This window comes from Amycolatopsis taiwanensis DSM 45107, assembly GCF_000519205.1.
Taxonomy (GTDB): Bacteria; Actinomycetota; Actinomycetes; order Mycobacteriales; family Pseudonocardiaceae; genus Amycolatopsis_E; species Amycolatopsis_E taiwanensis.
Window position 1 is genome coordinate 362295 of the sequence record NZ_KI912598.1, and the last position, 13782, is coordinate 376076.

Annotated in this window: 11 protein-coding genes; 7 read left to right on the forward strand and 4 right to left on the reverse strand. The window is 68.9% G+C overall.

Annotation, left to right across the window (positions count from 1 at the left end):
- Positions 1-208: 208 nt before the first annotated feature.
- The 3 genes from A3CU_RS0136520 to A3CU_RS0136530 are packed head-to-tail and all read left to right on the forward strand — an operon-like array spanning position 209 to position 6329.
- Positions 209-5212 carry an NAD-glutamate dehydrogenase gene (locus A3CU_RS0136520; protein WP_027946397.1) on the forward strand — a complete coding sequence of 1668 codons (5004 nt, stop codon included), beginning with the start codon at positions 209-211 and terminating at the stop codon, positions 5210-5212.
- Positions 5213-5226: 14 nt separating this feature from the next.
- Positions 5227-5643, forward strand: coding sequence for an acyl-CoA thioesterase (locus A3CU_RS0136525; RefSeq protein WP_425388304.1), 417 nt, complete (start codon positions 5227-5229; stop codon positions 5641-5643).
- Positions 5640-6329, forward strand: a complete 690-nt coding sequence (locus A3CU_RS0136530; protein ID WP_052372783.1) for a DUF8010 domain-containing protein — start codon at positions 5640-5642, stop codon at positions 6327-6329. The genes A3CU_RS0136525 and A3CU_RS0136530 overlap by 4 nt, the downstream gene beginning before the upstream one ends.
- Here the strand turns inward: A3CU_RS0136530 and A3CU_RS0136535 are convergent, their stop codons facing one another.
- The 3 genes from A3CU_RS0136535 to A3CU_RS0136545 all read right to left on the reverse strand — a co-directional run bounded on the left by A3CU_RS0136535 (position 6330) and on the right by A3CU_RS0136545 (position 8701).
- Entirely contained in the window at positions 6330-7103 is a 774-nt protein-coding gene (locus A3CU_RS0136535) for a glycerophosphodiester phosphodiesterase (protein WP_027946400.1), read from the reverse strand.
- Positions 7104-7308: 205 nt separating this feature from the next.
- On the reverse strand, positions 7309-7707 hold the full coding sequence (locus A3CU_RS0136540) for a globin (RefSeq protein ID WP_027946401.1): 399 nt from the start codon (positions 7705-7707) through the stop codon (positions 7309-7311).
- A 4-nt stretch (positions 7708-7711) separates the two neighbouring features.
- The gene (locus A3CU_RS0136545) at positions 7712-8701 is read right to left on the reverse strand and encodes a mechanosensitive ion channel family protein (RefSeq protein ID WP_027946402.1); all 990 of its coding nucleotides are present in this window, start codon (positions 8699-8701) and stop codon (positions 7712-7714) included.
- A gap of 431 nt (positions 8702-9132) precedes the next feature.
- On the opposite strand from A3CU_RS0136545, the gene A3CU_RS55475 reads away from it, so the two are divergent.
- The 4 genes from A3CU_RS55475 to A3CU_RS0136565 all read left to right on the forward strand — a co-directional run bounded on the left by A3CU_RS55475 (position 9133) and on the right by A3CU_RS0136565 (position 11077).
- A complete protein-coding gene (locus tag A3CU_RS55475; RefSeq protein ID WP_342668954.1) occupies positions 9133-9561 on the forward strand; it encodes an HNH endonuclease in 429 nt (142 codons plus the stop codon).
- A 243-nt stretch (positions 9562-9804) separates the two neighbouring features.
- A complete protein-coding gene (locus A3CU_RS54165; RefSeq protein WP_211246606.1) occupies positions 9805-9945 on the forward strand; it encodes a hypothetical protein in 141 nt (46 codons plus the stop codon).
- Between the two features lie 411 nt (positions 9946-10356).
- A complete protein-coding gene (gene ctaJ, locus A3CU_RS0136560) occupies positions 10357-10605 on the forward strand; it encodes an aa3-type cytochrome oxidase subunit CtaJ (RefSeq protein WP_027946404.1) in 249 nt (82 codons plus the stop codon).
- Positions 10592-11077, forward strand: a complete 486-nt coding sequence (locus tag A3CU_RS0136565; RefSeq protein ID WP_027946405.1) for a DUF5130 family protein — start codon at positions 10592-10594, stop codon at positions 11075-11077. Before ctaJ ends, A3CU_RS0136565 begins: the two co-directional genes overlap by 14 nt.
- Before the next feature lie 66 nt (positions 11078-11143).
- Here the strand turns inward: A3CU_RS0136565 and pepN are convergent, their stop codons facing one another.
- Entirely contained in the window at positions 11144-13720 is a 2577-nt protein-coding gene (gene pepN, locus A3CU_RS0136570) for an aminopeptidase N (protein WP_027946406.1), read from the reverse strand.
- Positions 13721-13782: the final 62 nt, after the last annotated feature.

Sequence of the window (13782 nt, forward strand, 5' to 3'; positions counted from 1 at the left end):
CCCCCACAGGACAGGGGCGCGCGCAACTCACGTAGGCGCGCATGGCTGTGCTTCGTGACGGTCTCCGGGGCGGTGCGGAGCGGCTCCCGATCGGCTTCACGGCGTATTTGCAGGTGGCCCACTTTTGGTGGCGTCCAAGCTTTCTCCGGCGGCGGAGGCTCTAGGGTGAGGCTGTTCGGCCTAACCGTGCGCAATGGAGCTGCCTCAAATGACGTCGACAGGAATCTCGTCCAATCTCGGTGCAGGTTTGTCGGAAAGCCGGCTCGAACCGGCGAGCCCGGAGCAGCGCCGGGATGAGCTGATCGAGGGCGCGGCAGAGCAAGCGCCGGACATCGTGGACCTGATTCGCTTGTACTACCGGCACATCCCGGCGGACGAGGTGGTCGGGGACGACCCGGCCGACCTGGTCGGGGCGGTGCGCTCCCATCTGGAGTTCGCTGCCGAGCGCGTGCTGGGCAGGCCGGCGGTGCGCCTGCTCAACCCGACCGTCGCCGAGGACGGCTGGACCCGCGACGCCACGGTCGTCCAGATCGTCACCGACGACATGCCGTACCTGGTCGACTCGGTCACCGCGCAACTGGCTCGCCACGGGGCCCAGGTGCAGCGCATGGTGCACCCGATCGTCGTGGTGAGCCGCGATATCACCGGCAAGCTGCTGGAGGTCCACCCGACCGCGGACGCGGCCGATCCGCCGGAGGGCGCGGCCGTCGAATCGTGGATGTACGCCGAGCTCGACCTGGTCTCCGACTCGCAGCGGGTGCGGGAGCTGGACGCCCACCTGACCTCCGTGCTGGCCGATGTCCGCGAGGTCGTCGAGGACGCCGACAAGATGGTGCAGGCGGCGCTCGACCTGGCCCTGAAACTGGACGAGGCCCCGCCGCTGTTCCCGGCGACCGAGATGTCCGAGGCCGCGGAGTTGTTGCGTTGGCTGGCCCGGGGCAACTTCACATTTCTCGGCTACCGCCAGTCGGAGGTCGTTCACGAACCCGGTCGCTCGCAGGGGACGGACCACCGCGACGACTCGGCCGCCGGCGGGCCGGCCCTGCGTGCGGTCCTGGCGTCGGGGCTCGGCGTGCTCCGGGAGGACAACGCCGCGGCGCGCAGTCTCACCACTGGTCTGGACACCGGCGCCGGGGTGGCCGCGCCGGACCTGCTGGTGCTGACACCGGCCAGCGCACCCTCAACGGTTTTCCGGCCGGCCTATCCCTACTACGTCGGCGTGAAGACGTTCGATCCGAGCGGGAACGTCACCGGAGAACACCGCTTCCTGGGCATGTTCACCACCAGCGCGTTGCACGAGGACGTGCTGGACATGCCGGTGGTGCGCCGCAAGGCCCGCGAAGTGATCCACCGCGCCGGATTCCCCATGGAGTCCTTCTCCGGTCAGCGGATGCTGGAGGTGTTGCAGAACTGGCCGCGTGCCGACCTGCTCTCCGCCGATGAGGATTCCTTGTACAGCACGGCGATCGGCGCGATCACCCTGTCCGATCGCCGGCGGCTGCGGTTGTTCCTGCGCCGCGATCATTACGGCCGCTTCTTTTCCTGCCTGGTCTTCCTGCCGCGTGATCGCTACACGACGCGCTCGCGCCTCGCGATGCAGGAAGTGCTGCTCGCCGAGTTGCACGGCACGCACCTGGAGTACGGCACCCATGTCGGGGAGAACCTCCTGGCACAGGTGCATTTCATCGTGCACACGGACCCCGCCGAGGAGCTGGTGCCCGACACCCTGCACATCCAGGAGCGGCTGAACGAGGCCGTGCGGGGCTGGGACGATTCCATGGTCGAGGCCATCCTGGCCGAGCGGCGGGAGCGCGCGGGCGGGGGCCCGCGGGCCGCCAGGCCGCATGGCGAGGAGTCGGCGACGGAACTGGGACAGCGCTACGCGAGCGCGTTTCCCGAGTCGTACAAGGAGGATTTCTCCGCGGTCGACGCGCTGGCCGACCTGCGGCAGCTGGAAGCCCTCTCCGGCGACCGGGATCTGGCGATGTCGTTCTACGTGCCGGCCGACGCCGAACCGGGGGAGCGGCGGTTCAAGCTGTACCTGCTGGGCGAGGGCGTGACGCTGTCGGCGGTGCTGCCGGTGCTGCAGCGGATGGGTGTCGAGGTCGTCGACGAGCGGCCGTACGAGCTGCGCCGTGAAGACGGCGCCAAATTCTGGATCTACGACTTCGGCCTGCGAATCCCGCTGGAGGACCTGTCGGTGCGCTCGCCGGAGGACGCACAGGATCTGCGCGTCCGGTTCCAGGACGCGTTCGCCGCGGCCTGGTTGGGCGACTGTGAGGTCGACTCGTTCAACGCGCTGGTGTTGCGGGCCGGGCTCACCTGGCGGCAGGCGGCGGTGTTGCGGGCCTACTCCCGCTACCTGCGGCAGGCGCGGACGCCGTATTCGCAGGAGTACATCCAGAAGGCGGTGCTCGCGCACACCGACATCGCGACGGCGCTGGTGCGCCTGTTCGAGCACCGGTTCGACCCGGCCGCCGGCCCGGACCGCGACGAGCGGACCGATGCGATGGCCGCCGAGATCTCCACGATGATCGACGCGGTCACCAGCCTGGACGAGGACCGCATCCTGCGCCGGCTGTTGGAGGTCATCGGCGCCACGCTGCGCACGAACTACCGGGTCACCGACCCGGACGGGAACCCGCGGCCGTACCTGGCGGTCAAGCTGGACCCGCACCGGGTACCGGACCTGCCCGAGCCCCGCCCGCGGTTCGAGGTCTTCGTGTACTCCCCGCGGGTCGAAGGGGTGCACCTGCGCTTCGGTTCGGTGGCGCGCGGCGGGTTGCGGTGGTCGGATCGCCGGGAAGACTTCCGAACCGAGATCCTGGGCCTGGTCAAGGCGCAGGCGGTGAAGAACGCGGTGATCGTGCCGGTCGGCGCGAAGGGCGGGTTCGTGGTGAAACGCCCGCCCGCCCCGACCGGCGACCCGGGGGTGGACCGGGAGGCGCAGCAGAAGGAGGGGATCGCCTGCTACCGCATGTTCATCTCCGGTCTGCTGGACCTCACCGACAACCTCGTCGAGGGCAGGACCGTTCCGGCCAGGGACGTGGTCCGCTACGACGGCGATGACACCTACCTCGTGGTCGCCGCGGACAAGGGCACGGCGACCTTCTCCGACATCGCCAACGAGGTCTCCGCGGACTACGGGTTCTGGCTCGGTGACGCGTTCGCGTCCGGTGGTTCCGCCGGGTATGACCACAAGGCCATGGGCATCACCGCGCGTGGCGCGTGGGAGAGCGTGAAGCGGCATTTCCGTGAGCTGGGCGTGGACACCCAGAGCGAGTCCTTCACGGTGGTCGGCATCGGGGACATGGCCGGCGACGTGTTCGGGAACGGCATGCTGCTGTCCGAGCACATCCGCCTGGTGGCCGCGTTCAACCACATGCACGTCTTCCTCGACCCCGACCCGGACCCCAAGTCCTCCTTCGCCGAGCGCAAGCGGCTGTTCGAGCTGCCCCGCTCGTCCTGGGACGACTACAACCGCTCGCTGATCAGCGAGGGCGGTGGGGTCTACCCGCGAGTCGCCAAGACCATCCCGATCACGCCGCAGGTGCGCCGCGCGCTCGGGCTGCCCGAGACGATCACCAAGCTGGCCCCCGCCGAGCTGATCCGCGCGATCCTGCTGGCGCCGGTCGATCTGCTGTGGAACGGCGGGATCGGCACCTACGTGAAGTCCCAGGCGGAAAGCCACGCCGACGCGGGTGACAAGGCCAACGACGCGGTGCGGGTGAACGGCAGGGACCTGCGGGTCAAGGTCGTCGGTGAGGGCGGCAACCTCGGGCTCACCCAACTCGGCCGCATCGAGTTCGCCCACACCGGCGGCAAGATCAACACCGACGCCCTGGACAACTCGGCCGGGGTGGACTGCTCCGACCACGAGGTCAACATCAAGATCCTGCTCGACCATCTGGTGACCACCGGCCAGCTGGAGCACGACCTGCGCAACCGCCTGCTGCTCGAGATGACCGACGAGGTGTCGCGCCTCGTCCTTGCCGACAACTACCGGCAGAACGCCGTCCTGGGCGTCAGCCGGGCACACGCCGCCGCGATGGTGTCGGTGCACGCGCGGCTCGTGGACGCACTGGAGCGGGCCGGGGCGCTGGATCGTGAGCTGGAGGCGCTGCCGAGCGCGTTGCGGTTCGGCGAGTTGGAAAAGGAAGGCGGACGGCTCTCCTCACCCGAGCTCGCCACTCTGCTCGCGCACGTCAAGCTCGAGCTGAAGGACGAGCTGCTGGCCAGCGAGCTGCCCGATGCCGAGGCGTTCGCCCACCGCCTGCCCGAGTACTTCCCGGAGCCGTTGCGGGAGCGTTTCTCGGGACAGATCGGCGAACACCCGCTGCGCCGGCAGATCATCACCACCCTGCTGGTCAACGAGGTCGTGGACGGCGCGGGCCTCACCTACGCCTTCCGGCTGGCCGAGGAAATGAACGCGACCGCGACCGACGCCGTGCGCGCGTACACCGTGGTCACCCGCGTGTTCAACCTCGGCTCGTTGTGGTCGGCGATCGACGAACTGGACAACGTCGTGCCCGTCGAGGTCGCCTACGAGATGCTGCTGGAGTCGCGGCGCCTGCTCGACCGGGCCGCCCGCTGGTTCCTCGCCAACCGGCCGCAGCCGCTGGCCGTCAGCGCCGAGATCACCCGGTTCGAGGAGAACGTCGCCTCGCTCGCGCCGCGTGTGCCCGAACTGTTGCGCGGGCGCGAGGCCGAGGCCGTGCGCAACCGGATCGACGAGCTCACCGCGCAGGGGGTTCCCGAGGAGCTCGCGACACGAATCGCGACCCTGCTGTACGTGTACTGCCTGCTGGATGCCACGGAGGTGGCCGAACTCGCCGAGCGTGAGGCCGGGCTGGAGGCCGAACGAACCCCGCTGGAAACCGCGCAGCTGTACTTCGCGATGGCCGCGCACCTCGACGCGGATCGGCTCCTCACCGCGATCAGCGGGCTGGAACGCGGTAACCGCTGGCACGCGCTGGCCAGGCTCTCCCTGCGCGACGATGTCTACGCCTCGATTCGCGGGATCACCCTGGACGCGCTGCGACACAGCGATTCCGGCGACAGCGTGGACGAGAAGATCGCGCAGTGGGAGAAGACGAACGCGTCCCGCCTGGCGCGGGCCAGGGTCGCGCTCGACGAGATCAACCGGTTGGGCCGGCTGGATTTGGCGGCGCTTTCGGTGGCGGCGCGACAGTTGCGAAGCACGGTGCAGTGATGGGGTGTGTCGCGATGGTGCGCCCGCGGTGGTCCGACATGGACGCCTTCGGGCACGTCAACCACGCCAGCATGGTGACGCTTCTCGAAGAGGCGCGGGTGCCGGTGTTGTTCGCCGAGGCGAACAAGGCCGGGCTGGCCGGTTTCGCGAAGGGCATGGTCGTGGCGAAGCTGTCCGTGGACTACCGCGCGCCGGTGGTCGCGGACGGCGCGCACATCCGCGTGGAGGTGAGCCTGCGGCAGCTGAAGTTCGCCTCGCTCACCCTTGGCTACAACGTCCACAATGGAGCTTCGGCGGCGGACGAGGTGGCGGTCACCGCGGAGACCGTGCTGGCGCCCTACGACACTCAGACCCGTCGCCCGCGCCGGCTGACCGACTCCGAGCGCGCCTTCCTGTTGGAAAGGCTGGGCCCAGTGGAGACAGTCCGATGACAAGCAGATTGCCGGAAAACGGTGAACTGTCCCGCCAGGGTGGATCGGCGAACACGGAGTTGCGGATTCCCGACGCGGCGGACCGGGAGACCTTGAGCGCCTTCGTGGCCAGAGCCGTCCGGCTCGACCTGCTGGCCCTGGTCCGCCTGCGTAACCGCGGCAACGGGGTGGTGGAGGCATGGGTGGCCACACCGTTCGAGGTGCTGGCGACCCGTGCCGTGCACGGCGAGATCACGCCCCGAGACGTGACGGTCTCGGGTAACGAGCTGCTCGCCGCACTGACCATCACGCCGGGCGAGCGGATGGATCCCGGGCCGCCGCGCGATCTGATGTGGCACTCGGAGCTGCCGGCCGGCGGGGACTGGCCGCAGGTCGACCTGGTGCCCGCCAAGGTGATCAGCGAACTGGCCGAGAAGGGGGCGGCGCTCGCCCGGGACAACCTGGGCCCGCAGGGCACCCCGCCGGCCTCGCTGCTGGATCAGGCGGTGCTCACCGTGACCGAGGGCAGCCTGGAGGTCAAAATCCCGATGCGGTGCCTGTTCGCGTTGTCCGGCATGGGTTTCGTGGATTCGTCCATTCCGGACGACGTGGTCCGCGTGACGGCGACGAGTTCCTGGCTGCGGCTCGATGCTCGCTACGGGGCGGTGCTCCGCCGCCGTCACGCCCTGCTGCCTCTGCTGTTCTGATCAGGAGGGCCGGGGGACGAGTGCGTCGACGACGTCGGGGACGTCGTCGACGCACAGGGCGTCGACCCCGGCGTCCAGCAGCCGCCGGGCGTACTCGACGGTCGGGCACCAGGCGAGGAACTCCCGGCCGCTGGAGTGGACCAGGTCGATCACGTAGTCCAGCGGTCGCTGAGGCTCCTCGGGCTCCACGCCGTTGGGAAGCAACGAGCCCCAGTGTGGCGCGAGCACCTGCACGTCGAGATGCGCGGCCGCGGCAACGGCGTGGTCGATCGGGAAGTAGACCCAGGTGAGCAGCCCTCGCGGCACCGCCGGGGCCAACTGGCGGGCGATGTCGAGCGCACCCGCGTCGAACGAGGTGATCAGCAGTTCGCGCCGGGACGCCTCCCGGGCCGCGACGGCGGCGAGCCGGCCCATTGTGGTCTCGTCCCGGGCCCGTGTGGCGTCTTCCATCGCCGTCTTGACGTCGAAGTCGACGCCGACCGTCGGGGGAAGTGCTTCGAGGAGTTCCTCCAGCCGCAGTGCGCCCTTTTCGACCGCTTCCTGCGATGTGAGGTCGGCGTAGAACACCCCGCCGGAGTCCGCCGGGTTGTGTGCGACGACCAGGCGGTCGTCCGAGGTCCGGCGGACGTCGACCTCTACCCAGTCGATGCCCGCGTCGACCGCCGCGAGAAAGGATCCGAGGGTGTTCTCCTGATGGCCGTTGACGGTGCCCCCGCCACAGCCCCGGTGGCCGACGAGCACCGGCCCTGGGCCGAAAACTCTGTTGCGGTCCATAACCTGCCGAAACGCCCCGCACGCCGCGGACGTGCCGGTCCTCCTCACCTCCACGTTGGCACGATCGAGATCGTCGGTGAAGTCAACCTCCACCGCGCTTCCGACCGCACCACCGAGGCCGGCGATCACGATTCTGACAGCCGGCGCGCGTACCCGTCGATGGCTGCGGTGTATTTCACCCTTCTTCGCCGGGCCGCGGCGGTGGTCAGGTCCAGCTGTTGATCAGCGTTTGCGCGGCCATCTCCAGGTAGCTCCAGAGTTGTTTGTCGAGCGGCTCGGGCAGGTTCGCTTCGTCGACGGCGACTCGCATCGCGCGCAGCCACGCGTCACGCTCGATCGGCCCGATCTTGAACGGCGCATGCCGCATGCGCAGGCGCGGGTGGCCGCGGCGTTCGGAGTAGGTGTGCGGACCGCCCCAGTACTGCATCAGAAACAGCCTCAGCCGCTCCTCCGCGGGCCCGAGATCCGGCTCCGGATAGAGGGGCCGTAGCACCTCGTCCTCGGCGACCTCGGCGTAGAACCGCGCCACGATCTTGCGGAAGGTCGGCTCGCCACCAACGGCCTCGAAGAAGTTCTCCGGCTCGGGGGACTTGGGGGTCGTCATAGGTTCATTGTGCCGGTTGTGACGAGTTGCCCGGTGAGACGAACCGGCCCATGGGCGGTTCGAACCCGACCGATTCGAGTTTGGCCATCACCGCGGCCCGCAGTGCGCGTTGCACGGTCCACTGCTTGCCGGGGCGCACCTTGACGGTCAGCCGGATGGTGAGCCCTTCCGGTGTCACGCTCTCCACCCCGAGCACCTCGGGCGGCTCCAGCACGTTCACCGACAACGGTTCGCTGCCGACCGACTCGATGGCGGCTTCGGTGAGCACCGCGGTGGCCCGGTCCACATCGGCGGAGTAGTTCAGCGGCACGTCCACCACGGCGACCGCGAAGCCCTGGCTGGAGTTGCCGACCCGGCGCACCTCGCCGTTGCGGACATACCACACGGTGCCCTTGACGTCTCGAAGCGTCGTGATGCGCAGGCCGACCGATTCGACCACGCCGCTCGCCTCGCCGATGTCGATCACGTCGCCGACGCCGTACTGGTCCTCCACCATCATGAACATCCCGGACAGGAAGTCCTTGACCAGGTTCTGGGCGCCGAACCCGAGGGCGACGCCGAGGATGCCGGCGGAGGCGAGGATCGGGCCGAGGTTGTAGCCCAGTTCGCCGAGGATCTGGATGCCCGCCAGCCCGTAGACCACGAAGCTGGTGACGGACTTCAGGACCGAGCCGATCGTCTTGGCGCGCTGCGTGCGCCGCTCGGTCAGCGCGGGGCCGAGCAGGCTGGGTGCGCGTTCCCGCAGCGGCCGCAGCAGGGCGGGCAGCTTGCGGTCGTTCTTGCGGGGCATGGCGGTGACCCGGTCGATCAGCTTCCGCACGATCAGTCGGACAAGGAACGCCCCCAACAAGATCATCAGGATCTTCAACGGCTTGGCGACCAGCCAACCGGCGGAGGCTGCCAGCCACTCGTTGTGAGTCACCTGGTACACCTGGTAACACCAGGATCCTGGCTCACTGATGCATTGTGGGGTCTCGCTCGTTAGCGGGTTCACCTCGCGCGCAGTCCCTTTCTGGCTGGTTTTGTGCCCGGCGTCACACTAACGCGGGGCGGATATCACAGGACACGTCTTCTAACACAGGTGCATTTCGGGTGCCATCTGTGGTCGACTATTGCTGCACCGGTGGAGGTGGTCGAGTGCCAGACCGACAACCGATCTCCCTCGGCGCCGCCGACCACAGCGTGGTCGGGCAGGCGTCGGAGGGAGCCCTGTACTCCTATCCGGGTGTGGGTGCCCAGAGTGGTCCCCACCCCAGTGGGCCACCCACGCGTGGCGGCCGGACCGGTCGCCCGCACGGGCAGCGTAGAGGGCGGGATCCGGCGGCCGGTACGGCGCCCTTGTGGGGACGGAGGCGAGTACTCCTCCTGAATGCCACATACGAGCCTCTGACGGCGCTTCCACTGCGACGGGCCGTGGTGCTGGTGATGTGCGGCAAGGCGGAGGTCGTGCACGGCGATCCAGGCGGTCTGACGCTGCACGCGGCGACGTTCTCGTTGCCCGTGCCCTCGGTGATCAGGTTGTCGACATACGTCCGCGTGCCCTATCGAGCGCAGGTGCCGCTCACCCGGGCGGGCCTGATGCACCGGGACCGGTACCGCTGTGCCTACTGTGGCGGGCGCGCGGAGACCATCGACCACGTGATCCCGCGCAGCCGCGGCGGTCAGCACAGTTGGCAGAACTGCGTCGCCTGCTGTGCCAAGTGCAACCATCGCAAGGCCGACCGGCTGCTGGCCGAACTGGGCTGGCACTTGCGGGTGGTGCCGACGGCACCGCACGGGCCGCACTGGCGGTTGCTCGTGCATTCCGGGGACGCCGACCCGTTGTGGCGGCCGTATCTCGGGGTAGCCGCCTGAGAGTCGCGGCGATCACCAGGCGCTCACGACGGCGCCCCGGCTGCCTTCGCGGGCGGCCGGGGCGAGCCGACGTCGTGCGTCTGTGCTGCTCAGGAGGCGGTGACTCGGGTGCCGCGGGTGACCCGGGTGCCGCGGGTGACTCGGGTACCGGCCGTGACCCTCGTGCCCTTCGTCACCCGAGTACCGCGAGTCACTCGAGTGCCGGCGGTGACCCGCGTACCCCGAGTAACGCGGGTGCCGCGCGTGACGCGCGTACCCGAGGTGACCCTCGTGCCCCTTGTCACCCGAGTGCCGCGGGTGACCCTGGTACCCGCGGTGACCCTGGTGCCACGGGTGACGCGGGTGCCTCGGCTGCCGGAAGCGTCGATCAGCGACAGCGCGTAGTCGTCGTTGGTCTGAGTGGGGGTAGCGACGAGGTTCATGATCCATCCTCCAGGGGACAGCTGCGGTGACCGAAGAAGCAATTGGCCGGAGCGCAAGGCCCGTACAGGTGAAAAGTTACGAGGATCTGATCGTCGGAACAAGATGGCTCCGCTGGTTGGGTCCGCCCGTACGTGGCGTTGCGACCTTTCGCCCGCGCGCCCTTCGGCCCATGGAGTGAACGGCGACGTGGCACACGGAGGACGCAGGCTCCAGATGCGACGTGAAGCACGCGGAAAACCACCTGCGCCCGGTGCCGCTCCGCCCCCGCACCCGGTCTGGGGGCAAGCCCCCAGACCGCTCTGTTCTGTGGTGGCTGCGCCCCCACACCCCCGACTGGGGGCAAGCCCCCAGACCCCCTCTAGTCTGGGGGTCGTGAGCATCGTCGAGACGATCCTGGTCTATGCGCTGATCCCGGCCGCCATCTTCGGTGTGGTTGCGTTGATCACGCTGCGGTCGAAGTTCGCCGGGACCCCGAGGTACCGTCCCGGGCAGGCCTGGGAGCATCCACCGATGTGGTGGAGCGGGAATCCCGAGGGCATTGGTGCGGCCCACCCGCACCCGGAAGTGAGCTCCGGCGAGACGGCCGGCTCGGCACTAGGAGGTGCCCGTGGCAGCTGGTGAACTTACCGAGCAGGGACTGAGCGAGGAGCCCGAGTTCGGGGTCGCGATCTACCCGACCGGGCGGCGCTCGGTGGCCAAGATGTACCAGCCATCGAAGTCCACCGGCCCGTTCAGCACCACGCAGCTCGCCCGGCTCGACGAGGCGCTGACCCTGGCCAGCCGCGAGACCGGCCTCGACTTCAGCGTTTACCTCGGTGAACTCGACGGCGGCGACACCCGGCAGGCCGCGGAGAAGCTGCACTGGTCCATCGGCCCGGGCGCGGACGACTCGGTACTCATCGCGGTCTCGCCGGGGCAGCGGGTCGTCGAGGTCGTGACCGGTTCCGATGCGCTCCACCGCGTTTCCGACCGCGGCGCCAAGCTCGCGGTGATGAGCATGGTCGCCTCGTTCAAGGAAGGCGACCTCATCGGCGGCCTGGTTTCCGGCCTGCGGATGCTCTCCGACCAGGCGGGCGCGGCTCCCAAACACTGAACAAGCTCGAACACTGAACACAGTGCTGAGCCGGGGCCACCGGGCCCCGGCTCAGCACTGTGGTTTTCAGGACTCGTCGAACTCGCGAGCGGCCAGTGCGCGCAGGATTCCGGCCCGGCCCTCGGAAACGAGCCGGCGCAGGGCAGCGGGATGGTCGCCGGTGAGCCACTCGTCGGAGGCGTCCACCGTGGCCTGCTCGACCGCCCACGCGGGGAAGAGCCCGACCACGGTCGGCTGAGCCCGTTCACTGGACCGCCGCTGCCACACTTCGTCGATCATCCCGAAGTACTTGCTCACGTACTCGCCGAGCAGTTCCTTCTGGCCGGGGTGAGAGAACCCGCTGATGATCGACGTGCCGACGGCGTTGGGCAACTCGTCGTCATAGACGGCCTTTTGCCACGCCTCGGCCTTCGCCTCCGGCGTCGGCCGCAGCGCGCGGGCGTGCTCGGCGTGTCGCCGGCCGGTCGCGGTGTCGTCCTGGGCGAGCTCGGCGTCGATCTCCGTCCCGGCCGCCTTCCCATGCGCCACCAGCGCTTTCACCAGTCGCCACCGCAGGTCCGCGTCCACGGTCAGGCCCGGAAGCGGGGCCGAGCCGTCGAGCCAGCCGGCCAGCACCTCGAGGGTCGCATCGTCGAGTATCGAACCGGAAAGCGCGTTCACGAAGGCCAGCTGGTGATCCGAGCCGGGCTCGGCGGCGCGCGCCAACTCCAGCACGCGCGCGGTGAACTTCGGCCAGCCTTCGCGTTCCGCCCAGGCGGGTTTCGCGTAGGAGTTCAGCGCCGTCTGCGCCTGCAGCAGAAGCCGTTGCACCACACCGACCTCGGTCTCGGCGGAAATGCCGCGGCAGACGATCGTGACGAAGTCCCTCGCCTTCAGCTCCGCCTCGCGGGTCATCTCCCAGGCCGCCGACCAGCACAGCGTGCGCGGCAGTGGCTCGGTGATGTCGGCGATCCGGTCGACCAGCGTGGCCAGCGAGCCGGCGTCCAGCCGCATCGTGCAGTAGGTCAGGTCGTCGTCGTTGACCAGCACCAGCTTCCCGGCCTGCCGGCCCACCAGCTCGGGCACGTCGGTGTGCTCGCCGACCACGTCCAGCTCGACCCGTTCGACACGCACCAGGTCGCCATTGGGCGAGTCGTCGTAGACGCCGACCGCGGTCCGGTGCGTGCGCAGCTCACCGGCACCCGGCTTCGCGCCAGTCTGGATCACCGAGAACGACGTGAACCGGCCGTCGGCGTCGGTCTCGAAGCGCGGACGCAACGAGTTGAGCCCGGTGGTTTCCAGCCACTGCGCGCTCCAGCCGGAGAGATCACGCCCGGACGCCTCTTCCAGCGCGGCCAGCAGGTCGGCCAGCGTCGCGTTGCCCCAGGCGTGTTTGCCGAAGTACACCCGCAGACCGGCCAAGAAGTTGTCCAGACCGACGTAGGACACCAGCTGCTTGAGCACGCTGGCGCCCTTGGCGTAGGTGATGCCGTCGAAGTTCACCTCGACCGCCTGCAGGTCCACGATGTCGGCGGCGATGGGGTGAGTCGAGGGCAGCTGGTCCTGGCGGTAGGCCCAGGACTTCTCGATGTTGGCGAAACTGGTCCACGCGTGCTTGTACTCGGTCGCCTCGGCCTGGGCGAGCACGCTGGCGAAGGTGGCGAAGGACTCATTGAGCCACAGGTCGTCCCACCACCGCATGGTGACCAGGTCGCCGAACCACATGTGCGCCATCTCGTGCAGCAGCGTCTCGGCGCGGCGTTCGTAGGCGTAGCGCGTCACCCGGCTGCGGAACACGTAGTCCTCGAGGAACGTGACCGCACCCGCGTTCTCCATCGCGCCCGCGTTGAACTCGGGCACGAACAGCTGGTCGTACTTGGCGAACGGGTACGGCGTGGCGAACGCCTTGTGGTAGAAGGCGAAACCCTGCTTGGTTTCGGTGAACAGGCGCTCGGCGTCCATGTGCTCGGCCAGCGAGGCACGGCAGTAGATACCCAGCGGGATGACCAGGTCACCGTCGGCGGTCTTCTCCACGTACTGGTCGTGCCACTCCGTGTAGGGGCCGGCGATCAGCGCGACGATGTAGGTGGAGATGCGGTCGGACACCGCGAAAACCGTCCTGGTGGCGCCTTCCGCGGTCTTCTCGGTCGATTCGACCGGCGCGTTGGACACCACCTTCCAGTCGCTTGGTGCGGTGACGGTGAGCCGGTAGGTGGCCTTGAGGTCGGGTTGGTCGAAGCAGGCGAACATGCGCTTGGCGTCAGCGGTTTCGAACTGCGTGTAAAGGTAGACGGCGTCGTCGACCGGGTCCACGAACCGGTGCAGGCCCTCGCCCGTGTTCATGTACCGGCAGTCGGCCTCGATGACCAGTTCGTTGGTGGCGGCCAGGTCTGGCAGTGCGACGCCGTCGTCCTCCACGTATGAGGAGACGTCGAGCGCCTGGCCGTTCAACGTGGCCGAGCGCACCCGCGCCGCCACGATGTCGATCCAGGAGCTCTCCCCAGGACGCGCACTGGTGAACCGGACCGTGGTCTTCGAGTCGAACGTCTTCTCGCCCGGGCCACCCTGGCCGTCGGTGAGGTTGAGGGCGATGTCGTAGGACTCGACTTCCAGCAGTTCCGCGCGCTGCTTGGCTTGGTCGCGGGTCAGGTTTGGGGCGGGCACGTGCACCTCTGGTCGCGCTAGTGGTCGTAGTTCCAACTATCCAATCATGGATGCCCGCGGGA